The sequence below is a fragment of the Mycobacterium sp. E740 genome, assembly GCF_001672895.1.
Lineage (GTDB): Bacteria > Actinomycetota > Actinomycetes > Mycobacteriales > Mycobacteriaceae > Mycobacterium.
The window spans coordinates 1-22,188 of record NZ_LZKP01000207.1 but is presented as its reverse complement, the minus strand read 5'-3'; the positions used below and the strand labels follow the sequence as shown (position 1 = coordinate 22,188).

Below are 22,188 nucleotides of genomic sequence, written 5' to 3'. Positions count from 1 at the left end.
CGATCAAGGCCAAGGAGCTCTTCCAGCGCGACAAGGACTACATCGTGCGCGACGGCGAGGTGCTCATCGTCGACGAGTTCACCGGCCGCGTGCTGATCGGCCGCCGCTACAACGAGGGCATGCACCAGGCCATCGAGGCCAAGGAGCACGTCGAGATCAAAGCCGAGAACCAGACCCTGGCCACGATCACCCTGCAGAACTACTTCCGGCTCTACGACAAGCTCGCCGGCATGACCGGTACCGCCCAGACCGAGGCGGCCGAGCTGCATGAGATCTACAAGCTCGGCGTCGTGCCGATCCCCACGAACAAGCCGATGATCCGTGCCGACCAGTCGGACCTGATCTACAAGACCGAAGAGGCCAAGTACATCGCGGTCGTCGACGATGAGCACCTCGCCGTCGCGCACGATGTAGTCCTTGTCGCGCTGGAAGAGCTCCTTGGCCTTGATCGCGTTGTTGAGGTAGCTGACCAGCGGCGAGTTGGCGGCCTCGTAGAGGTTGTCGATGCCGAGTTGGTCTTCGACGAACTCGACGCCCAGTTCGTGCACGCCGACGGTCCGCTTGCGGATGTCGACCTCGTAGTGGACGTCCTTTTCCATCAGCGGGGCGAGGCGGGCGAACTCGGTGTACCAGTTCGACGCGCCGTCGGCCGGCCCGGAGATGATCAGCGGCGTGCGGGCCTCGTCGATGAGGATGGAGTCGACCTCGTCGACGATGGCGTAGTTGTGGCCGCGCTGCACCAGGTCGGCGAGCGAGTGCGCCATGTTGTCGCGCAGATAGTCGAAGCCGAACTCGTTGTTGGTGCCGTAGGTGATGTCGGCGGCGTACGCGGTGCGCCGTTCGTCGGGGGTGAGCCCGGACAGGATGACGCCGACGGACAACCCGAGGAACCGGTGCACGCGGCCCATCCACTCGGCGTCGCGTTTGGCGAGGTAGTCGTTGACGGTGACGACGTGCACGCCGTTGCCTGCCAGCGCGTTGAGGTATGCGGGCAGCACGCAGGTCAGCGTCTTGCCTTCACCGGTCTTCATCTCGGCGACGTTGCCGAAGTGCAGCGCCGCGCCACCCATCACCTGCACGTCGAAGTGGCGCTGGTCGAGCACGCGCCAGGACGCCTCCCGCGCGACGGCGAAGGCCTCGGGCAGCAGGTCGTCGAGGCTGGTGCCGTCGTTCACCCGCTTCTTGAACTCGTCGGTCTTGGCACGCAGTTCGGCGTCGGAAAGCTTGGCGACGTCGTCGGACAACGAGTCGACGTAGTCGGCGACTCCTTTGAGGCGCTTGACCATGCGGCCTTCGCCGAGACGCAGCAACTTCTGCAGCACGCTAGTTCCCCTATGGGTTGAAAGTCTTGAGCTCAAACCATGGTAGGTGACGTGCGGACAGACCCGGCCGCGCTACGGCAGGCCAGGCGAAATAGGGCCGCCGGCTCAGGACAGCCGGATCAGACCGTAGTCGTAGGCGTGCCTTCGATAGACGACGGTGGGGCGGTCGGACTCCTTGTCGTGGAACAGGAAGAAGTCATGGCCGACCAGTTCCATCTGCGACAGCGCATCGTCGACGGTCATCGGTGTGGCCGGGTGTTCCTTGACGCGGACGATCCGGCCGGGCTCGTGGTCGTCGAGCGTCGCGCCGTCATGCTCGGCCTCGGCCGAGGGTGAATCCGGCACCGTGGCGACGGCCGTTGCTTCGGCGACCGACACCGGCGTCTTGTCGCCGTAGTGGATCTTGCGCCGGTCCTTGGCGCGGCGCAGCCGGCTCTCGAGTTTGGCGACGGCGGCTTCGAGCGCGCCGTAGAAGCTGTCGGCGCAGGCTTCACCGCGGACCACGGGGCCGCGGCCCCGCGCGGTGATCTCGACGTGTTGACAGTTCTTGCGTTGACGTCGGTTGCGCTCGTGGTCGAGCTCGACGTCGAACAAGTAGATCGTGCGGTCGAATCGTTCCAGGCGTGACAGTTTCTCTGTGACGTAGTTGCGGTAGTGGTCGGGGATCTCGACGTTGCGGCCGGTGACCACAACCTCGGCGTGCGGTCGTGATTCGGGCGTCTCGTCCTCGATCACCATCGTGCGCGAGTCCAGGGATTGGGTTGACATGCTTGGCAACTCGTTTCTTCGGCGTCCGCACGCGTGAGCGTGCCCGGGCTGTTGGGATCCGCACCGACGTGGCTTTGCATGTCTCGCCGCTCGCCGGTGCAAGGTGTCGTCTACTCACCTCCTACCGCTTCGGCGATATGGCGCCTTCATCTTCAGCGCCGGCCGTGAGTCATTCACGGGTGTTGAAGCCGACCGTAGCCGCGTTCACCCGGGAGTGCCAGCGAATCCGCCCACCTGTTTCGAGTTCTTCATCTTGACCTGATATGCGCGACCGTCACGCGTTGGCCACCACGAGCACACCCGCCACCCGGGCGCCACCGCTGCGCAGCACCCGGACCGATTCGGCGGCCGTCGCACCGGTGGTGAGGACGTCGTCGACGACGAGCACCTCGCCGGTGACGCGACGCTTCGCCGCGACGCGCCCGGCGATGTTTCGCTGCCGGTCGGCCGGTGACAACCCGACCGAGTCGGCGGCCGACGCGCGGGTCCGCAGGGCCGCGGCGACGGCCACTGCGGGCAGGTCGTCCGTCGCCGCTCGTGCCATCCGCGTCACCGGGTCCCCGCCGCGACGCCGGGCCGACCACCGGCGGGTCGGCGCGGGCACCACGGTCAACGGGGTGTCGACCAGCCCCCAGGTGAGCAGATGCAGCAGGCCGTCGCGCAGCGCGGCGGCGAGCGGCCGCAGCAGATCGGCCCGGCCGTGCTCCTTGAGCGCGATGACCGCTGCGCGCCGCGGCCCGGCGTACCGGCCGAGCGAGTACACGGGGACGCCCGTCTCCAGCCGCGGCGCCACCAGGTGCGGGTCCTCGGGCCGGACTGTCAGCGTGCGGGCGCAGGCCGCACACCACCGCGTCGACGGGTCACCACATCCGCCGCATTGCAGCGGCAGCACCAGGTCCAGCATGTCGGCAGTGTGCCGCGCAGGGGTGACAACCTCGCGATGCACGGGCGATCGAACGGCCGGCGTGACGCCGCTAGTGTGCACTGAGATCGCGAAAAATGCTCGTGGCGGCCATATTTGCGATCTGAGTGCACACCAGACGGAATCCGGGCCGCTCCCGCGACCGGCGGTCAGCCCGGAAGCACCGGCTGGGCGCCGGCCACCATGAGTGGACGCACCTCGGCCCACGCCGGGTCGTCCTCGGGCACCGATCCGGACAGCTGCACCACGCCGCGAGCGTCCGCCACGTACACCGTCGACGGGTTGGCCGCGACGGTGGTTACGGGCATCATCAGGTTGCGGCTGGGGCCGTCGGAGTTGACGCCGTCGAGGTTGACGTAGGACACCGGATGCTGCGGGTCGGTGCGGCTGACCACGATGTCGTCGCCGGTGCGCCAGGCCAGCGAAACCACCGTGTTGCGCAGGCCGAAGCCCAGCCGTCGCGGATAGGTCAGCGCATAGCCGCCGCCGGGTGTCTGCTCGACACCGGCCAGGATCACCTGCCCCTCGATCACCAACGCGGCGCGGGTGCCGTCGCGCGACAGTTGCAGCTCGGTGATCACGCCGGGAAACCGGCTCGAGACCGACGTGGAGTCGACCGGTATACGCGCCGGCTGGCCCGAGGCGTCCTGGATCACGCGCACGACGTTGTTGCCGTCGATCACCACCCACACCGCGTTGTCGAGCGCCCAGCTCGGCCGCGACAGGCTCCTGGCGTCGAGCACCTGCGAGGCATTGCCGCCGAGCGCGCCCACCCACATCGACGACGCCGCGTCGGGAGCGCCCGCACGCAGCGACACGATCGACGCGACCTCCTGCCCGGTGCGCGACACCGCCGCCGCGGCCTGGTTCTGCATCTGGCCGAACGCCCCCGCGACCCGGGGCGCCCGCTGACCGTCGAGCGCGACGAGTGAGCCGCCCACGAGCGCGTGCAGACCCGCAGCGACACCGGAGGCCGCCCCCGGGTCGGTGGCCGCCACGTCGGATGTCTGCCACCCGTCGGCGAACCGGTCGTCGAGTGCCGCCCCGTCAGCGTTTATCACGTACGGTCCGTTGACGCCCGCGCGTGACAGCGTCCAGATCAGTTGCGCGGCAAGCAGTTGCCTGCTGTGCGGGTCGGTGGTCGACAGGTTGTCCAGATCGATCCTGGCCCCGCCGTAACCGCGGCCGACGCCCATCTTCCCGCCGTCGGCGCGGGTCACCGGACCGCGCAGTTTCAGTGGCGGTTCGAGCAGGTTGCGCACCGTCTTGGCCATCTCCGGACGCGGGCCAGCGATGAGCTTGCTGACCAGTTCGGTGGCCAACTGGTCGGGATCGGACACCGCGACGTAACGCGGGTCGGGTACGACGGTGCCGCCGGTAGGGTCGACGAAGTACAGGGTGTTGCGCTTGTAGGTCGACTGAAACTGTTGCCAGTCAAGGAAAACCCCGTTGGGCAATTTGTCGATGCGCCAACCGCCCGGTGTCTTCACCAAGTCGATCGGTCCGGGATCCGGCAGCGCGCCCTCGCCCGTCTCGAACACACCCATGTCGGACAGCGACCCCAGGATGTCGGCGCGCATGTTCACCGAAACCCGCTCAGGGCCACGGGTTTCGACGAACACGACGTTGTCGATGAGAAGCGCGCTGCCCGCGTCGTCCCAGGTGCTCGAGGCCGATTCGGTGAGGAACTGGCGCGCGGCCAGATGCCGGTTCGCGGGATCAGCTGTGGCTTTGAGGAATTCGCGGAGCAGCACATCGGGGTCCATCCCCGGCGTCGGCTTGGGCAGGCTGGGCGGCGCGGGCCGGTCAACGGTCCCGATGGCTTGCGGCGACGAAGAACTCGGCACGCCCGCGCACCCCGTCAGTACCAGTGCCAGCAGACAGAAGACCGCCAGCAGCCTTCTCACACGGACTCCTGGGCGGGTTCCCGGCCGCGGGTACGCGTCGGCGGCGCCTCGGGCCCAACAGGTTTCATCGGCAGCGGGCTGGCCGTCACCTTGTGTCCGCGCACCAGTGGCAGCGTGAGACGGAAGCATGCGCCCTTGCCCGGCTCACCCCACGCCTCGAGTCTGCCCTGGTGCAATCGGGCGTCCTCGATGCTGATCGCCAGACCCAGGCCGGTGCCGCCCGATCGGCGGACCCGCGACGGATCCGACCGCCAGAACCGGCTGAAAACCAGCTTCTCCTCGCCCGGCCGCAGCCCGACGCCGTAGTCGCGGACGGTGACCGCGACGGTGTCCGCGTCCGCGGCCATCCGGATCCGGACCGGCTTGCGCTCGGCGTGGTCGATGGCGTTGGCGATGAGGTTTCGCAGGATGCGCTCGACGCGCCGCGGATCGACCTCGGCGATGACGTCCTCGGCGGGCATGTCGACGATCAGTTCGACGTCGGCGTCCTGCGCGAGGTGCCCGACGTTGTCCAGCGCGCTTCGCACCGTCGACCGCAGATCCACCGACTCGACCGAGAGCTCCGCGACACCGGCGTCGTGGCGCGAAATCTCGAGCAGGTCGTTGAGCAGCGTCTCGAACCGGTCGAGTTCGCTGACCATCAGCTCCGTGGAGCGGCGCAACGCGGGATCGGGATCGTCAGCCGAGTCGTGGATGTGGTCGTGGATCAGGTCGGCGGCCATGCGCACCGTGGTCAGCGGGGTGCGCAGCTCGTGGCTGACGTCGGAGGTGAACCGGCGCTGCAGGTTGCCGAACTCTTCGAGCTGGGTGATCTGGCGGTGCAGGCTTTCGGCCATGTCGTTGAACGACACCGCCAGCCGCGCCATGTCGTCCTCGCCACGCACCGGCATGCGCTCGGTGAGGTGCCCTTCGGCGAACCGCTCGGCGATGCGCGACGCCGACCGCACCGGAAGCACGATCTGGCGCGCCACCAGCAGCGCGATCGCGGCCAGCAGGCCGAGCAGCACCACCCCACCGGTCGCCATCGTGCCGCGTACCAGCGCGATCGTCGACTCTTCGTTGTTCAGCGGGAAGATCAGGTAGAGCTCCAGGTTCGCCACTGGCGAGGACGTGGGGCTGCCGACGATGAGCGCGGGCCCGGAGAAGCTGTCGGTGTGCACTCCGGCGTACTGGTAGCTGACCTGGCCGGCTTTGACGAACTCGCGAAGCGCGGCCGGCACCTGCTGCACCGGGCCCGCCGCGGTCGCCGCACGCGGACCGTCGCCCGGCACCACCAGAACAGCGTCGAACGTGCCGGCGAGGCCCGGGCCCGAGTCGGCGGTGCGGTCGATCAACGTGTTGCGCGCGAGCTGAAGGCTGCTGTCCAGGGAGCGGCTCTCCTCCCCGCCGACGATGCCGCTGACCGTCGTGCGCGCCCGGTCGATCTCCTCGGTGGCGGCGCGCACCTTGACGTCCAGGATGCGATCGGTGATCTGGCTGGTCAGCACGAAGCCGAGCACGAGGATGACACCCAGCGACAGGCCGAGAGTCAACGAGACGACGCGCAGTTGCAGGGAGCGGCGCCAGGCGAGGCTCAGTGCCCGGCCCAGCGCGCCGAGGCCCCGTACGAGTGGTGCCGAACGACGATGGATGCGTCGCCTCGAGCTGAAGATCACGGCAGCGACCTAGCGGTCATAGGTCGCGGGCAACCGCCGAGCCGGGAAACTCACGGCGGTCCGGCCTTGTATCCCACTCCTCGAACGGTCAGCACCACCTGGGGGTTCTCCGGGTCCTTCTCGACCTTGGCCCGCAGCCGCTGGACATGCACGTTCACCAAACGGGTGTCGGCGGGGTGCCGGTACCCCCACACCTGTTCGAGCAGCACATCACGAGTAAACACCTGCCGCGGTTTGCGTGCCAGCGCCACCAACAGGTCGAACTCCAGTGGGGTCAGCGAGATCTGCTCGCCCAGGCGGGTCACCTTGTGCGCGGGCACGTCGATCTCGACGTCACCGATGGACAGCATCTCGGCGGGCTCGTCCTCGTTGCGCCGCAGCCGTGCGCGCACGCGCGCGACGAGTTCCTTCGGCTTGAACGGCTTCATCACGTAGTCGTCGGCGCCGGACTCCAGGCCCAGCACCACGTCGACGGTGTCCGTCTTGGCGGTCAGCATGACGATTGGGACACCGGAGTCGGCGCGCAGCACCCGGCACACGTCGATCCCATTCATGCCCGGCAACATCAGGTCGAGCAGCACCAGGTCGGGCCGCAGCTCGCGGACCGCGGTGAGCGCCTGGGTGCCGTCGCCGATGACCGCGGTGTCGAAGCCTTCGCCCCGCAGCACGATCGTGAGCATCTCGGCCAGCGAAGGGTCATCGTCGACCACCAGAATCCTTTGCCTCATGGAGTCCATGGTGTCACCGAATTGCGATAAACCCCGGCTACCACGCGGCGCGTTTCGCGTGTTGACCGGGATTTGCGGGGCGCTGGTATGCGTCGAGCGCAAGCTAGCCGAGTTCGGCGGCCAGTTCGGCGGCGTCGACGTCGGGCCCGGCCACCTCCCAGCGCCCACACCAGGCGCCGGCGGCCAATGCGGCGTACACGTCCGACGTGCGCTGCTGCAGCCCGCCGTCGCGCTCGTAGGCGTCCTTGGGCCGGTCGGCCTCGGTGTTGGCGCGGTGTTCGGCACGCTGCGCCGCGAGTTCGGTCGGGACGGCCAGCAGTATCTGGGCATCGGGTCTCGGCAGTGCGAGCCGCTCGTACTCGAAGACCCGCACCCAGTCGACGACGTCGCCGTCTGCGCCCTGGTGCAGGCGCGCGGCACTGTAAGCGGCGTTGGACGCCACATAGCGGTCGAGGATGACGACGTCGTACTCGTCGCGCAGGCGCTCGATCTCGGCGGCGGCGCGCTGACGGTCGAGCGCGAACAACACCGCCATCGCGTACACGGAATCGGCCAGATCGCCGTGGGCGCCGTGCAGTGCCTCGGCGGCCACGTCGGCCTCGACCGACCGGCCGTACCGCGGAAACGCCAGGCTGGCCACCGTGCGGCCCGCCGCCTCGAACGCGGTCCGCAGCCCGTTGGTCAGCGTGCGCTTGCCCGCTCCGTCGACGCCCTCGATCACGATGAGCACGCGGCGAGCGTAACCGCGCGGCGGCCGACGGACTCCGCTGCCACCCGGCAAAACGATCTACAGGTCGTGCTCCGCCGGATCGATGTCCTTCGAAATCGCTTGTATCCGTTGCAGATCGGCCGGACGGATGTCGTCGCGTTCGGCCATCTCCTCCATCAGCAACCGGATCTGCTCCTGCAGCGCGGGCACGTACTGCTCGCAGCCCGCGGTCCTGACGTGTTCGATCAGCATCCGCAGGACACGCAGCTGCGCGGTGACCACGTGCGGCTGGCTGCCCGAAGTCTGGCGGATCTGGTCGAAGGCGTGCGCGATGTACTCCTCGTGGGACAGGTCCCACGGGCGCAGCAGGATTCTGCCGCCGGCGCCGCGCACCGACTGCGGCGGCATGTCGGCCGTCAACAGTTCGCGCATGAGGCTGCCCAGGCGCAGCACCACGTCGGTCGCCGTCGTCGGGTCGTTGATCGCCGGGCTGAGCGCACGCAGCGCGATGTCGACCAGCTGCCGGATGCCGAAGTCGACGTCCTGTTGCATCGTCCGGATGTCGGCGATCTCCACCGTCGACAACAGCTTCCGCGCGACGCGGTCGGCATCGGGAGGCACCGGCCACAGCGTCATCAGAACCTCGCCGCGGTGGATGTAGGCACCGGTGCGGGTCTCGAGTCGCACGACCGTCGACGGCGGCACCGCGGCCAGGATGTAGCGGCTGGCCGCCTGGGTGACCCACCCGTCGTTGCCCGCGCGCACCGTCAGCCGGCTCTCGGGGACCTCGGCCGGCTCGTCCTCCGCCGGAGTCTCCGCGCGGGCCTGGCGCGCCTGTTCGCCGATGACGGAATCGGCCTCCGCGGCGATGGTCCGCACCACCTCACCGACCTGCAGTCCGTACGCCAGCCGGTTGAGGTAGGCGATGATCAGCAGGACCGTCGCGACCGCCAGGACCATGGCCGCGGTCATCGAGACACGCGGCGCGTTCGAGGTGGGTACGCCGCTGATGTGGCGAAGCGTCAGCACGCAGAACACGAAAGTGGCTACCAGCAGACCGATGACGAGTTGGCTGAACCTGTCCCTGATGAACGATCGCATCACGCGCGGCGAGAACTGGCTGCTGGCCAGCTGCAGGCTGACCACCGTCAGGGAGAACACCACACCCGCGGTCGTGATCGTCGCTCCCGCAACGGTACTGAGCAGCCAGGTGGCGGCGTTGCTGTTCATCTCGACGGTCAACGGCAGCGACCTGTCCACGCCGACGACGCCGTCGAGATAGGCGGCCACCTCAGCCGACACGATGCCGCCGACCAGAACCAGCGCCGGTAGCGCGAAGAGGCTTTCGCGGAAGTTGTAGAGGGCGGTGGAGATTCGCAGTGCGGACGACGAGGCGGTGCGGCGCGTCATGCCGAGGTTTCTCCCTGTTCGGGTGCGTTCGGGTTCGGTGAGGAGTACCCGCGTTCGACCCGATCGACCGAGGATTCGCACGACAGCCTGCCGATCCGCTGCCGGTTGCCTGGCAAGGCCCTTGGGGACTCGCGCATCGGATCAGTATCACGCACAGACTGGCGGTATACGCAGCCGCGACACGAGGAGGCAATGCGATGTTGAATGTCCGAACGCCGCGCTGGAGGACGAGGCTCGCCTGCACCGCCGCGCTGTGCGGCGCCGCACTGTCCGGCGCCGCCGGGTTCGCGCACGCCGTCCCGGAATCGGGAATGAATCCGCCCGGCTGTACCGCCGCGGACCTCGAAGGGGTCCGGGCCGGGGTGGACGCCTCGACGTCGGCCTACCTGTTCAGCCACCCCGACCTGAACGGCTTCATCCACACCATGCAGGGCAAGACCCGTGAGCAAGTGGCCGACCAGATGAAGGGGTACATGGCCGGCCATCCGCAGGAGAACGCGGAGATGACCGGGATCCGGCAACCGCTGGTGGACCTCAAGAACCGTTGCGGCGCAATGGTCACTCCCTGACGCGGCGCGCCCCGTCCTGATCCGGCTCGGTCGGCGCCGTCCGCCGGCGAAGCCATCGGGCGAACTCGATGCTCGCCGCGAGAGCGAGCGCGACACCGAAGGACAGCGCGAACGCCCACAGGGCGTGGTCGGCGAACACGTGCCCGCCCAGATAACCGAGCAGCGTGTTGATCGTCGCCCACAGCGCCGCACCGACCGCGTCGAATGCCAGGAACTGGCGGTACGGAAACCGCAGCACACCGCACGCGATCGTCGTCGCCGTACGCCCACCCGGCAGGAACCGGCCCACGATCACCAGCGAGCCGCCGTACCGCTTCAACTGCCGCTGCGCCAAATCCAAACTGCGCCTGCCCTTTTCGCCGCGAGTTATCCAGCGGTGCGCCCAGCCCTGCGCCGAGCGGCCGATCCAGTAGGCAAGGTTGTCGCCGAGTAACGCGCCGGCAGACCCCATCACAATCACCCAGCCCAGCACCATCCGGCCATTCGCCGCGAGAATGCCTCCGGTGAGGAGCGCGGTCTCGCTGGGCAGCGCTGGAACGACCGAGTCGAATGTGCAGAAGACCAGGATCAGCGGATAGGCCCACCAGGCGTCACCGAGGAAGTCCAGCAGCGAATCGAACATCGGTCACTCCGGCAACGCCAGCGACCGCCTAGTCCGGGACGACGCGGTTCCACACCCGGTGCTCACCGAGACCGGCGAGCAACGCTTCGGCGAGCTGGGCCGGGTCCGAGCCCGCGAGAACGCCTTCCGCTGCGTCGGAGACCCCCGCGGCGGCGAGCAGACCCTCGCCCTGCGGCAACACGCCGATCGCCTTCAGGTGCCGGAACGCCTCGTCGACCATGACCCTGGCCCCGGTGTCGGGCGGTGAACCCGCGAGCACCAAGGCGTCGAACTCCACCGACCGCCCGGTGGTGTAGGTGCGGGAAATCGGAAGGCCGGCATCGCCGTTGGGAAGCATGCCGCCATGCGAGGCGGTGACCAGGGGCACCACATCCGCACCGGCGAACGCCGCGACGATCGCCGCGATTTCAGCGGGATCGGAATCGACGCCCGTAAGAATGCCGACTTTCCGTCCCTCCACCGGCCAGCGCCCGCCGATCTGCGACAACGCCGAACTCACCTCCGGAGTCGTCGGCGGCACGCTGGGCGCGGGCGGCTCGAGGCCCAGCCCGGCTGCGACCGTGGCACACAGTTCCTCGTCGATGTTCGCGAGCACCGCGACGGTTCGCTCCTTGATCGTCTGCTCGTAGCACTTGCCGAGTTCGAACGTGAACGCGTCGGCCACATGCGCCTGCTCCACCGGTTGCAGGCTGCGGTAGAACAACGTCGCCTGGGAGAAGTGGTCGTCGTAAGTGGCCGGCGCCGCACGGCGTTTCGTCGAAGCCGGCAGCGCGGTGGGGATTTCGATGTAGGCGCCGGTCTCAGCGGCGGCCAGGAACGGGCAGCCGCCGTCGAGGGAGTTGGGTTTGTACGGCGCCGCCCCGGGATGCACGCCATGCTGATGGAAGCCGTCGCGGAACATGTCGTTGACCGGTGCGTGCGGGCGGTTGATCGGGATCTGGGCGAAGTTCGGTCCGCCCAGCCTGCTCAGCTGCGTGTCGAGGTAGGAGAACAGCCGCGCCTGCAGCAGCGGGTCGTCGGTGACGTCGATTCCGGGCACCAGGTGGCCGGGATGGAACGCGACCTGCTCGGTCTCGGCGAAGAAGTTCGTCGGGTTGCCGTTGAGCTGCATCGTGCCGATGACCTGAACCGGCGCCAGCTCCTCGGGCACGATCTTCGTCGGGTCGAGAAGATCGATGCCCTCGAACATCTGCTCCGGTGTGTCGGGCATGACCTGCACGCCCAGGTCCCACTCCGGATAGGCGCCCGCTTCGATTGCGTCGGCGAGGTCGCGGCGGTGGAAGTCGGGGTCGAAGCCGCCGGCCAGCTGCGCCTCTTCCCAGACCAGGGAATGCACGCCCTGGCGCGGCTTCCAGTGGAACTTCACCAGCGACGTGGTCCCGTCCGGCGCTTCCAGCCGGAAGGTGTGCACGCCGAAGCCCTCCATCATCCGGTAGGACCGCGGAATGCCCCGGTCGGACATGTTCCATATCGTGTGCGCGGTCGCTTCGGTGTGCAGCGAGAAGAAGTCCCAGAACGTGTCGTGCGCGGTCTGCGCCTGCGGGATCTCGCGATCGGGATGCGGCTTGGCCGCGTGGACGACGTCGGGGAACTTGATGCCGTCCTGGATGAAGAAGACCGGGATGTTGTTGCCCACCAGATCGAAAGTGCCTTCGTCGGTGTAGAACTTGGTGGCGAACCCGCGTGTGTCACGCGCCGTGTCGAGCGATCCACGATTGCCGACCACGGTGGAGAACCGGACGAAAACGTCCGTCTCGGCACCGGATTTCAGGAACCCGGCCTTACAGATCTTCTCTGCCGCGCCGTTGCCGCGGAACACGCCGTGTGCCCCCGCGCCGCGCGCGTGCACGACCCGCTCGGGAATCCGCTCGTGGTCGAAGTGCGTGATCTTCTCACGCAGGTGATGGTCCTGTAGCAGGGTCGGCCCGCGTTCACCGGCCTTGAGCGAGTGATCCGTTTCGTACAGTCGTGCACCCTGCGCCGTGGTGAGGTATTCGCCCTGCTGCCCGCGCGCTGTCGGCGGCCCCTCGACGAAAGTTCCTGTCGCCGTGCGAAGTTCGGGCGCGGACTGGTCCGGTTTGGGCGGCAGCGGCTCGTGCGGCTCGGTGGGCTCTGTCAGCGGCGGCGGCTGCGGACCGGGCGCGCCCGGCACATACGGGGCCGCACCCTTACCCGTCGCAGCCTCCACGACCTCCTTGGCCTTCCCCTTCACCTCTCCGACGACCTCCTCGACCGCACCCTTGATCGTTTCTTTCGGCCCGTCGTTCTTCGACATGGATTCCTCCCGACTGGTTTTCCGCCCTGAACCGGGGTCGGACATGATCGCGCGCGGGCGCTCCCCGTTGGAGCGCGATTTCCCGCCTCCGCCAGAACTAAACCTCGGGCCGAGGCTCATCGGGCGTCAGCCACGCCAGCGCGGCCACGACCAGCGCTTGGGTGGCCGTGTCCAGCGTCGGCTGGACGACGGGCGCGAACGTCGGCGAGTGGTTGACCGGAATGTCCTGATCGATCCGGCCGCGCTCCGCCGCCTTCTCATACGTCGACGGATCGATGCCACCGACGCCCCAGTACGTGTAGGGCACGCCGAGCGCTGCCGGGATCTCGCTGAAATCCTCGCTGGCGCTCTGCTGCGGCAGCTGCTGCCAGTTATCTCCGAAAAACGTTGTGAACGCGTCTGTTACCCGCGCTGTGACCGCTGGGTCGTTGTCGGTCAACGGAAATCGATCGAACAGCTCGAACTCCGGATCCTTGGGCGAGTCCGACGCCCGGCATTCGGCGGTCACGATGCGCCGGATCGCGTCCAGCATCGTGGTGCGGGTCTGGTCGCTGTAGGTGCGGATGTTCAGCTGCAGCACAGCGCGATCCGGGATCACGTTGCTCTTGCTGCCGGCCTGGATGCTCCCGACCGTGAGCACGGCGGACTCTCCGGGAGCCACCTCACGCGAGACGATCGTCTGCAGCCGAACGACGATCATCGAAGCCAGCACCACCGGGTCGACGGCGGCCTGCGGCATGGAGCCGTGCGCACCGCGGCCGTACACGGTGACGCGCATACTGTCGGCGGCCGACAGCAGCGGCCCGGCAGCGGTACCGACCCGGCCCGCGGGTGCGGGCAGTACGTGTTGGGCCAGCGCGACGTCGACGCCCGGGAGCAGGTCGGCCAATCCGTCGTCGACCATGGCGCGAGCCCCGTCGGACGTCTCCTCGGCCGGCTGGAACAGCGCAACGACGGTGCCGGCCCAATGCTCGGAACCTTCGGCGAGCAGTTGGGCCGCCCCGAGCAGCGCTGCGACGTGGACGTCGTGGCCGCAGGCGTGCATGACCGGAACCTCGTCGCCGTGGGCATCGGTGCTGCGCACGGTGCTCGCATAGTCCAGCCCAGTGGCCTCTTCGACCGGTAACGCGTCCATGTCGGCCCGCAGCAGGACGGTGGGCCCGGACCCGTTGCGGAGCACACCGACGACACCGGTCCCACCGATGCCGTCGTGCACTTCGTAGCCGAATTCGCCGAGCCGTGCGGCGACGCTGCGCGCTGTTTCGAATTCCTGGTGCGACAACTCCGGATGCCGGTGCAGATCGCGGTAGAAGTCCTGCTGCCAGTCCCGAGTCTGGGTCAGTCCGTCGAGCACCGTGTCGGCGGTTGTCCGCAAGGTGGTCATCGGGCGGGTATACCTCCGGCCATGTCGACCGAAACGCCGTTGCTGCTGGTGCTCGATCTCGTCGGCACGTTCGCGTTCGCGCTGAACGGGGCGCTGACCGCGGTGCGCGCGGAGCGGCTCGACATCTTCGGTGTCACCGCGCTGGGCATGTTCACCGCGCTGGGCGGCGGGACGATCCGTGACGTCCTGCTCGACGCTCTGCCGCCGGCCACGTTCGTGGACTGGCGCTACCTGACCGTGGCGGTCGCGGGCGGTCTGATCGCTTTCGCGCTCAGCCGGCGGCTGGACCGGCTGACGATGCCCATCACCGTGCTCGACGCGATCGGGTTGAGCGTGTTCGCGGTGCTGGCGGCCTACAAGGCGCTCGACATGAATTTCGGTGTGCCCCAAGCGCTCATCGTCGGCACCATCACCGCCGTCGGCGGCGGCACCATCCGCGACATGATGATCGGACAGATCCCCACCGTGCTCCGCAGCGAGCTCTACGCGATCCCGGCGCTGATCGGCGCCGGCTGCGCCGCGGCCACGTACCGACTCGGGCTGCACGGCACCGTCGCCGCACTGGGGTGTGCAGCGGTGTGTTTCGCGATCCGGATGATCGGGGTGCGTTTCGACCTGAACGCACCGCACCCGCCCGGGTCCCGCTGATCGGACTCCGGTCAGAACCGGCCGCAGTTGGGAGTGGTCGGCACTCCCTTGAACCGGTCGGCGATCCACTGCATCGCGGGCTCGCCGTCGACCAGCATCGGCAGCGCGTGGTTGATCATCGCCTTGTTGAGGAACGGCGGTTCCTCGTTGGTGCGCGCCTCGACGTCGGCGCCTTGGGCGCACCAGTCGCGGCCCATCTGCATCGCCGGCGCCCACGGCACCAAGGGGTCGAACCGGTTGGAGTTGATCAGCACGGGCGCATTGGGTTTCATGCGCCCGATCTTCTGTTCGTCGAACAGCGACTTGAACGGTTCCTGCTCGACGAGCGCGAAGATGTCTCGGTTGAAGTAGGGCTGCAGGTGCCGGAACATGAACTTCGTGAGCGTCTCGGCGACGCACTGGTCCTGCACCTTGAAGAGCATGTCGGCACCGCGCGGAGTCAACGTCGCCCGGATCTCCGCCTCGTGTTCGGGATAGGCCGCGATCACCCCGTTCAGCGCATAACCGACCGCTCCCACCAGCATGCTGCCGTCGATGAACGGGAACAGCGCCTTGAGGTCGGCGGGCGGCGCCCCGGCATAGCTACCGACGATGTGGAGCTCGGGCGCGTACGACTGGGCCATCTCCGCGGCGGACGCGGCCGCACCACCGCCTTGCGAGTACCCCCAAAACGCAACTGGCCCATCGGGAATCAGCGACGTGCCGGGCAGGTTCTTCGCCGCGCGGGCCGCGTCGAGCATCGCGTGGCCCTGCGATGCCCGGTTCGCGTAGGTGTGCAGGCCGGGTGTGCCGAGGCCCTCGTAGTCGGTCATGACGATCGCGAACCCGCGCGCCACCATCGTCGCGACGAACAGTTCTTCGTAGTTGAACGCCAGGTCGAGGTACGGCGACCAGTGGATGCCCTGGTTGAACTGCCGCGACGGCGCACACTGGTCGCCCTGGCCCTGTGTGCCGGGGCCGTAGACGATCAGCGGGCGCGGCCCGCCGAACGGCCATGGCGCGTGCGGTTCGAAGTAGGTGCCGGTGACGACGTCCGGGTTGCCGCGAGCGTCGGTGCTGCGGTACATGATTCGCGTGCCGTCGGCCATGATCATGCCGAGCTGGCCGGAGGGCTCGAGCACCAGTCGAGACGGCTCGGTGCGCACGAGGTCGCCGGGCTTGCCCGGCGGCAGCGGGTCGGGCGGCGTGTAGAACGCCTGGTACTCGTCCTCGTTGAAGATCGGGTTGTGGGCGTCGATGGTCGGGTCGTCGGCCGCGGCCGTCGCCCTCGCGGTCAGCACCAAGAACAGTGCCAGGATGAGTGCCCAACCAGCCCGCAACCCCCGCTCCACGGCGCGAACAGTAACAGTCCGATCACGACCAAGACGCCGAACGTGCGCTCACAGTGAAAAACTCAAGGCGGATTCACAGTGAGCGCACGCTCGGCGCAGGGTGTGTCAGTAGCGGTAGTGCTCCGGCTTGTACGGGCCTTCGACGTCGACGCCGATGTACTCCGCCTGCTCCTTGGTGAGCTTGGTCAGCGTGCCGCCGAGGGCTTCCACGTGGATGCGCGCGACCTTCTCGTCGAGGTGCTTGGCCAACCGGTAGACCGAGTTGTCGTACTCGTCGTTCTTGGTCCACAGCTCGATCTGCGCGATCACCTGGTTGGAGAAGCTGTTGCTCATCACGAACGACGGGTGACCGGTCGCGTTGCCCAAGTTGAGCAGCCGGCCCTCGCTCAGCACGATGATCGACTTGCCGTCGTCGAAGATCCACTGGTCGACCTGCGGCTTGATGTTGAGCTTCTTGGCCCCCGAACGCTCGAGCGCGGCCATGTCGATCTCGTTGTCGAAGTGACCGATGTTGCCGAGGATCGCCTGGTCCTTCATCGAGCGCATGTGGTCGAGGGTGATGATGTCCTTGTTGCCCGTCGAGGTGATCACGATGTCGGCCTGGGCGATGCCCTGCTCGACGGTGACGACGTCGAAGCCGTCCATCAGCGCCTGCAGCGCGTTGATCGGGTCGATCTCGGTGACCGCGACGCGGGCGCCCTGCCCGGCGAGCGACTCCGCGCAGCCCTTGCCGACGTCGCCGTAGCCGCAGATCAGCACCTTCTTACCGCCGATCAGCACGTCGGTGCCGCGGTTGATGCCGTCGATCAGCGAGTGCCGGGTGCCGTACTTGTTGTCGAACTTGGACTTGGTGACGGAGTCGTTGACGTTGATGGCCGGGAACGGCAACTCGCCGGCAGCCTCGAACTGGTACAGGCGCAGCACGCCCGTCGTCGTCTCCTCGGTGACACCCTTGACCGACTCGGCGATCTTCGTCCACTTGTCCTTGTCGGTCTCGAAGCGCTTGCGCAGCACACCGAGGAAGACCTTCCACTCGGCGGGGTCGTCGTCCTCCGCGGGCGGGACCACGCCCTGCTTCTCGTACTGCGCGCCGCGCAACACCATCATCGTGGCGTCACCGCCGTCGTCGAGGATCATGTTCGCCGGCTCGCCTTCCCAGGTGAGCATCTCTTCGGCCGCCCACCAGTACTCCTCGAGCGTCTCGCCCTTCCAGGCGAACACGGGGGTGCCCTTGGGCTCCTCGGGGGTGCCGTTGGGGCCGACGACGACGGCAGCGGCCGCGTGGTCCTGGGTGGAGAAGATGTTGCAGGACGCCCAGCGCACCTCGGCGCCCAGCGCCGTCAGCGTCTCGATGAGCACGGCGGTCTGCACGGTCATGTGCAGCGAGCCCGAGATCCGCGCACCCTTGAGCGGCTGCACGTCGTGGTACTCGTGACGCAGCGCCATCAAGCCGGGCATCTCGTGCTCGGCGAGGCGGATCTCCTTGCGGCCGAAGTCGGCCAGGGACAGGTCGGCGACCTTGTAGTCGATCCCGTTGCGGGAGTCGGCCTTCAGCTCAGTCATGTAGAGCCCCTATTCGTTCGTCATTGCTTGTGGGCGCACGGACGGGCACACCGGCGACGGCCGTGCGAAACCCCTAGCCTGCGGGCTCGCGGGACAGGCGCTCGTGCGGTTGAACAGCGGTGCGCTCTGACAGCTACGGGGTATCGGTAACACCGTAGCGTTCGGCGAACGGCGTCATCAATCTGGCCAGGTCATTCGCCACCACTTCGGTGGTCAGATGGTCGGCCTCCGGCGGCATCGACACGTAGCTGATGGCGAGGCGGACGATCGCGCGGGCCAGCACTCCGGCGTCGGCTTCGCTGGCGCGCACCCAGCTGTCCATGAAGGTGGTGGTCAGCCGCTGGCTGCAACGGGTGAGGATCGGCCCGCTCTCGGTGGTGATGAGCTGCAGCAGATCCGGCTTGGCCTCGCCGGTCAGCAACGAGATCACCAGCGGATCGGCGGCGGACTCGGCGAAGAAGTCGCGGAAGCCGTGCGAGAACGCCGCGTAGATGTCACCGACGTTGCCCTCGATGGCGTCGTCGATCTGGTCGACGAGCCGATCGGCGAGCCGCAGGGCATAGGCCTGCGCCAGGCCGTGCCGCGAGCCGAACTCGTTGTAGATCGTCTGACGGCTGATGCCGGCGGCCTTGGCGACGTGCGACAGCGTGATGGCCGACCAGTCATTGCTCAGCAGCAGCTCGCGCATGCCGTCCAGGATGGAGTCGCGCAACAACGCCCTCGACGCCTCGGCGTACGGGATGCGCTTGTCGCGCGCGCTGGTCACCCGCGCGACAGTATCGCCTCCCGTCGCCTCGCTCGCCCAGGCCGTCACGGACGGGCCACTTCTACCATCTCGAAGTCCGACTTGGCCGCGCCGCAGTCCGGGCAGCTCCAGTCGTCGGGGATGTCGTCCCACCGGGTGCCGGGCGCGATGCCGTCCTCCGGCCAGCCCTTGGCCTCGTCGTACTCGAACCCGCACTGCACGCAGACGAACAGCTTGTAGTCGCTCATGTCACGCTCCAATCTCTTCGAAGTCGACCTTCTCGCGAACGGCACAGTCCGGACAGCACCATTCGTCGGGGATGTCGCTCCACGGTGTTCCGGCCGGAAATCCTTCCCGCGCAGCACCTTTGGCTTCGTCGTAGACATAGTCGCAGCCGGGGCAGCGGTAGGCCGTCATGCCGGCGCCCCGTACTTCGCCATCACCTTGTCGCGCACCCGCGGGTGCACGTTGACCCGGGTGATGTCGCCGTCGTAGTGCTCGAGCACCCGGTGGTCCATCACCCGGCGCCACAGCGGCGGGAAGTACGTCAGCGCGATCATCGACGCATAGCCGCTCGGCAGGTTCGGGGCGCCGTCCATGCTGCGCAGCGTCTGGTAACGCCGGGTGGGGTTGGCGTGGTGGTCGCTGTGCCGCTGCAGGTGGTAGAGGAACAGGTTGGTCACGATGTGGTCGGAGTTCCAGCTGTGCACCGGCGCGCAGCGCTCGTAGCGACCGCTCTCGGTCTTCTGCCGCAGCAGGCCGTAGTGCTCGAGGTAGTTGACGGTCTCGAGCAGCGTGAAGCCGAACACCGCGGAGATGACGATGTAGGGCAGCAGCGCCCAGCCGAAGACCGCGATCAGCACTCCGTAGAGCACCACCGACATCGCCCATGCGTTGAGCACGTCGTTCGACCAATGCCATTTACTGCGCCCGCTGCGCTCGAGCCGCTTGGCCTCCAGCTCCCACGCCGACTTGAGTGAACCGAAGACGCTGCGCGGCAGGAACTCCCAGAACGTCTCGCCGAAGCGGGCCGACGCGGGATCCTCGGGTGTGGCAACCCGGACGTGGTGGCCGCGGTTGTGCTCGATGTAGAAGTGGCCGTAGCAGGTCTGCGCCAGCGTGATCTTCGACAGCCAGCGCTCGAGCGAATCCTTCTTGTGGCCCATCTCGTGAGCGGTGTTGATGCCGACGCCGCCGAGCACGCCGACCGACAGGGCCAGGCCGATCTTGGCCGGCCAGCCCAGCCCGCCGTCGAAGCCCAGCCAGCTCAGGTCGCTCGCGGTGAACAGGTAGGCGCCCATGATCACGCTGGCGTACTGGAACGGGAGATAAATGTAGGTGCAGTAGCGGTAGTACTTGTCGTTCTCCAGTCGCTCCATCACCTCGTCGGGCGGATTCTGCCCGTCCGGACCGAACCGCAGGTCAAGCGCGGGCAGCAGGATGAATAGCAGGATCGGCCCGATCCAGAACGGCACCTGCGCCGCGGCATGCCAGCCCCACTGGTTGAACGCCCAGATCAACGGGAGCATGACGAACAGCGCCGTCGGCGCGATCAGTCCCATCAGCCAGAGATGGCGCTTCTTGTCGCGCCATTGAGCGATATCGAGTTCGGACATCTGCGTGGTCACTGCCAAGCCTCCTCGTGTGAGTGCCGTCACGACGTGACTTGACTATAGCGGCGCCTTTGTCTGTTGTCTAGACATCATGCGGTCTTTTGTAAACCGCTAGCTGACGACCAGCTACGCCACCGAAATCGCCGAGGATTCCCGACGGCCGAGCACCGAGTGGCGGCGGCCGTAGATGAAGTAGAGCACCACGCCGACCGCCATCCAGACCACGAAGCGAATCCAGGTCACGGCGGTGAGGTTGAGCATCAGCCAGACGCAGGCCACGATCGAGGCGATCGGCAGCCACGGCACCCCGGGGGCCCGGAAGCCGCGCTCCAGATCCGGCCGGGTGCGCCGCAGCACGATCACACCCGCGGAGACCAGCACGAACGCGAACAGCGTTCCGATGTTGACCATCTCCTCGAGCTTGTCGATGGGGAACACCGACGCCGTGATCGCCACCAGCACCCCGACGATCAGCGTGATGCGCACGGGTGTGCCGCGGGTTCCGGTCCTGGCCAACGAGCGCGGCATCAGACCGTCGCGCGACATCGCGAACAGCACGCGGGTCTGGCCGAGCACCAGCACGATCACCACGGTGGTCAGGCCCGCGAGCGCACCGATCGAGATGATCTTCGCCGCCCACTCGATCCCGTTGGCGCTGAACGCCGTCGCGAGGTTCGCCTTCTCCCCCGCCGCGCGCAATTCGGTGTAATGCACCATCCCGGTCAACACGACGGCGACGGCGACGTAGAGCACGGTGACGATCGCGAGCGAGGCCAGGATGCCGCGGGCCACGTCGCGCTGCGGGTTCTTGGTCTCCTCGGCAGTGGTCGCGACGACGTCGAAGCCGATGAACGCGAAGAACACGATCGACGCGCCGGCCAGCAGCCCGTACCAGCCGTAGCTGGAGCCCTCGGCGCCGGTGAGCAGGGAGAGCAGCGACTGCTCGACGCCGCCGCCGCCCTCGCCGGCCTCGGCGGGCGGCAGGAACGGCGAGTAGTTCGCCACCTTGATGTAGAACGCGCCGACGGCGACGACCAGCAGCACGACCGCCACCTTGATCACGGTGATCACCAAGCTGACCCCCGCGGAGAGCTTGGTGCCCCAGGCGAGGATGGCGGTGACGAACGCGATGATCAGCAGCGCCCCCCAGTCCAGCTGCACCACACCGAAATCCGCGGTACCACCGCCGAATTCGAACACCTCCCCGAGATAGCTCGACCAGCCCTTGGCTACCACCGCCGACGCGACGGCGAACTCGAGGATCAGGTCCCACCCGATGATCCAGGCGACGAACTCGCCGAACGTCGCGTAGGAGAAGGTGTAGGCGCTGCCGGCGACCGGCACCGTGGACGCGAACTCCGCGTAGCACAGCGCGGCCAGCCCGCAGGCGATCGCGGCGAGCACGAACGAGATCGAGATCGCCGGTCCGGTGAGGTTACCCGCGGTCGATGCGGTGATCGTGAAGATGCCGGCGCCGATCACGACGGAGACGCCGAACACGGTGAGGTCCCACCAGCTCAGGTCTTTGCGCAACCGGGTGCCGGCTTCGTCGGTGTCGGCGATCGACTGCTCCACCGACTTCGTCCGCCGCGCCATCGCGTCCTCCTGTTGAGGGCCGTGCCAGGCCCGACATTGAAATGTACCGAGTACTGTGCACCCGATGGGGCGGACTTATAAACACGTGGTCGTCATCGGGGGCAGCCTTGCCGGGATGTGCGCGGCCCGCGTCTTTTCCGACTTCAGCGATCGCGTCACGGTCTACGAGCGCGACGCGCTTCCCGACGGCCCGGCCAACCGCGCCGCGGTCCCCCAGGGCCGGCACGTCCACCTGCTGATGGCTCGCGGCGCCGAAGTGGATACAGTCCGGGCGGTTCTCCAGCATCGGGACACCGTCGGCCACCATGTCGGCGAGCAGCCCGGGAAAGTGGCTCTCGAACTCCTCGGCGCCGCGAGCCATCAGCAGGTGGACGTGCCGGCCCTGGGGGACCGCGGCGCGGTTGGCAGGGCCGTCGGGAAG

Annotated in this window: 19 protein-coding genes and 3 pseudogenes; 3 read left to right on the top strand and 19 right to left on the bottom strand. The window is 67.8% G+C overall.

The features are described 5' to 3' along the window. Nucleotides 1-44 precede the first annotated feature (44 nt). Nucleotides 45-206: pseudogene (locus A5663_RS23875) on the top strand (hypothetical protein); the annotation flags it as partial. A 168-nt stretch (nt 207-374) separates the two neighbouring features. Here A5663_RS23875 and A5663_RS20140 read toward each other — a convergent pair. The 8 genes and pseudogenes from A5663_RS20140 to A5663_RS20105 form a co-directional block, all read right to left on the bottom strand. After that, nucleotides 375-1,322: pseudogene (locus A5663_RS20140) on the bottom strand (preprotein translocase subunit SecA); the annotation flags it as partial. 105 nt (nt 1,323-1,427) lie between these two features. Beyond that, a complete protein-coding gene (gene hpf, locus A5663_RS20135) occupies nt 1,428-2,060 on the bottom strand; it encodes a ribosome hibernation-promoting factor, HPF/YfiA family (RefSeq protein WP_369816676.1) in 633 nt (210 codons plus the stop codon). Between the two features lie 304 nt (nt 2,061-2,364). Then, nucleotides 2,365-2,994: a ComF family protein gene (locus tag A5663_RS20130; RefSeq protein WP_068153312.1), complete on the bottom strand. Its 630-nt coding sequence runs from the start codon at nt 2,992-2,994 to the stop codon at nt 2,365-2,367. Nucleotides 2,995-3,161: 167 nt separating this feature from the next. Then, nucleotides 3,162-4,919 carry an MtrAB system accessory lipoprotein LpqB gene (gene lpqB / locus A5663_RS20125; RefSeq protein ID WP_068153291.1) on the bottom strand — a complete coding sequence of 586 codons (1,758 nt, stop codon included), beginning with the start codon at nt 4,917-4,919 and terminating at the stop codon, nt 3,162-3,164. After that, the gene (gene mtrB, locus A5663_RS20120; RefSeq protein ID WP_068153287.1) at nt 4,916-6,574 is read right to left on the bottom strand and encodes an MtrAB system histidine kinase MtrB; all 1,659 of its coding nucleotides are present in this window, start codon (nt 6,572-6,574) and stop codon (nt 4,916-4,918) included. The genes lpqB and mtrB overlap by 4 nt, the downstream gene beginning before the upstream one ends. 50 nt (nt 6,575-6,624) lie before the next feature. Next, complete coding sequence (gene mtrA / locus A5663_RS20115) at nt 6,625-7,311, bottom strand: two-component system response regulator MtrA (RefSeq protein WP_068153285.1); 687 nt, start codon at nt 7,309-7,311, stop codon at nt 6,625-6,627. A 94-nt stretch (nt 7,312-7,405) separates the two neighbouring features. Then, nucleotides 7,406-8,032 (bottom strand): dTMP kinase, encoded by a 627-nt coding sequence (locus A5663_RS20110; protein ID WP_068153282.1) that lies wholly within the window; start codon nt 8,030-8,032, stop codon nt 7,406-7,408. Between the two features lie 57 nt (nt 8,033-8,089). Further along, nucleotides 8,090-9,421 carry a DUF2254 domain-containing protein gene (locus tag A5663_RS20105; protein WP_197503479.1) on the bottom strand — a complete coding sequence of 444 codons (1,332 nt, stop codon included), beginning with the start codon at nt 9,419-9,421 and terminating at the stop codon, nt 8,090-8,092. A 197-nt stretch (nt 9,422-9,618) separates the two neighbouring features. Here A5663_RS20105 and A5663_RS20100 point away from each other — a divergent pair, with 197 nt between their 5' ends. Beyond that, nucleotides 9,619-9,990, top strand: a complete 372-nt coding sequence (locus A5663_RS20100; RefSeq protein WP_068153276.1) for a heme-binding protein — start codon at nt 9,619-9,621, stop codon at nt 9,988-9,990. On the opposite strand, the gene A5663_RS20095 is transcribed toward A5663_RS20100, so the two are convergent. The 3 genes from A5663_RS20095 to A5663_RS20085 all read right to left on the bottom strand — a co-directional run bounded on the left by A5663_RS20095 (nt 9,980) and on the right by A5663_RS20085 (nt 14,271). Next, nucleotides 9,980-10,612 (bottom strand): DedA family protein, encoded by a 633-nt coding sequence (locus A5663_RS20095; RefSeq protein ID WP_068153274.1) that lies wholly within the window; start codon nt 10,610-10,612, stop codon nt 9,980-9,982. The genes A5663_RS20100 and A5663_RS20095 overlap by 11 nt on opposite strands. A 28-nt stretch (nt 10,613-10,640) precedes the next feature. After that, nucleotides 10,641-12,887 (bottom strand): catalase, encoded by a 2,247-nt coding sequence (locus A5663_RS20090; protein WP_068153271.1) that lies wholly within the window; start codon nt 12,885-12,887, stop codon nt 10,641-10,643. A 97-nt stretch (nt 12,888-12,984) separates the two neighbouring features. Then, a complete protein-coding gene (locus A5663_RS20085; RefSeq protein ID WP_068153266.1) occupies nt 12,985-14,271 on the bottom strand; it encodes an amidohydrolase in 1,287 nt (428 codons plus the stop codon). A 21-nt stretch (nt 14,272-14,292) separates the two neighbouring features. On the opposite strand from A5663_RS20085, the gene A5663_RS20080 reads away from it, so the two are divergent. Then, a complete protein-coding gene (locus A5663_RS20080; protein WP_068153263.1) occupies nt 14,293-14,919 on the top strand; it encodes a trimeric intracellular cation channel family protein in 627 nt (208 codons plus the stop codon). Nucleotides 14,920-14,930: 11 nt separating this feature from the next. On the opposite strand, the gene A5663_RS20075 is transcribed toward A5663_RS20080, so the two are convergent. The 8 genes and pseudogenes from A5663_RS20075 to A5663_RS22815 all read right to left on the bottom strand — a co-directional run. Then, entirely contained in the window at nt 14,931-16,238 is a 1,308-nt protein-coding gene (locus tag A5663_RS20075; protein ID WP_369816675.1) for a lipase family protein, read from the bottom strand. Nucleotides 16,239-16,355: 117 nt separating this feature from the next. Then, on the bottom strand, nt 16,356-17,813 hold the full coding sequence (gene ahcY, locus A5663_RS20070; protein WP_068153260.1) for an adenosylhomocysteinase: 1,458 nt from the start codon (nt 17,811-17,813) through the stop codon (nt 16,356-16,358). Between the two features lie 133 nt (nt 17,814-17,946). Beyond that, complete coding sequence (locus tag A5663_RS20065; RefSeq protein WP_068153255.1) at nt 17,947-18,627, bottom strand: TetR family transcriptional regulator; 681 nt, start codon at nt 18,625-18,627, stop codon at nt 17,947-17,949. Further along, entirely contained in the window at nt 18,624-18,806 is a 183-nt protein-coding gene (locus tag A5663_RS20060) for a rubredoxin (RefSeq protein WP_024448548.1), read from the bottom strand. The genes A5663_RS20065 and A5663_RS20060 overlap by 4 nt, the downstream gene beginning before the upstream one ends. A 1-nt stretch (nt 18,807) precedes the next feature. Then, nucleotides 18,808-18,975 (bottom strand): rubredoxin, encoded by a 168-nt coding sequence (locus A5663_RS20055; RefSeq protein WP_068153246.1) that lies wholly within the window; start codon nt 18,973-18,975, stop codon nt 18,808-18,810. Beyond that, nucleotides 18,972-20,174, bottom strand: a complete 1,203-nt coding sequence (locus A5663_RS20050) for an alkane 1-monooxygenase (RefSeq protein ID WP_068153300.1) — start codon at nt 20,172-20,174, stop codon at nt 18,972-18,974. Before A5663_RS20050 ends, A5663_RS20055 begins: the two co-directional genes overlap by 4 nt. Nucleotides 20,175-20,297: 123 nt before the next feature. Beyond that, a complete protein-coding gene (locus tag A5663_RS20045; RefSeq protein ID WP_068153239.1) occupies nt 20,298-21,767 on the bottom strand; it encodes an amino acid permease in 1,470 nt (489 codons plus the stop codon). A gap of 238 nt (nt 21,768-22,005) precedes the next feature. Beyond that, a pseudogene (locus A5663_RS22815) lies at nt 22,006-22,188 on the bottom strand (oxidoreductase); the annotation flags it as partial.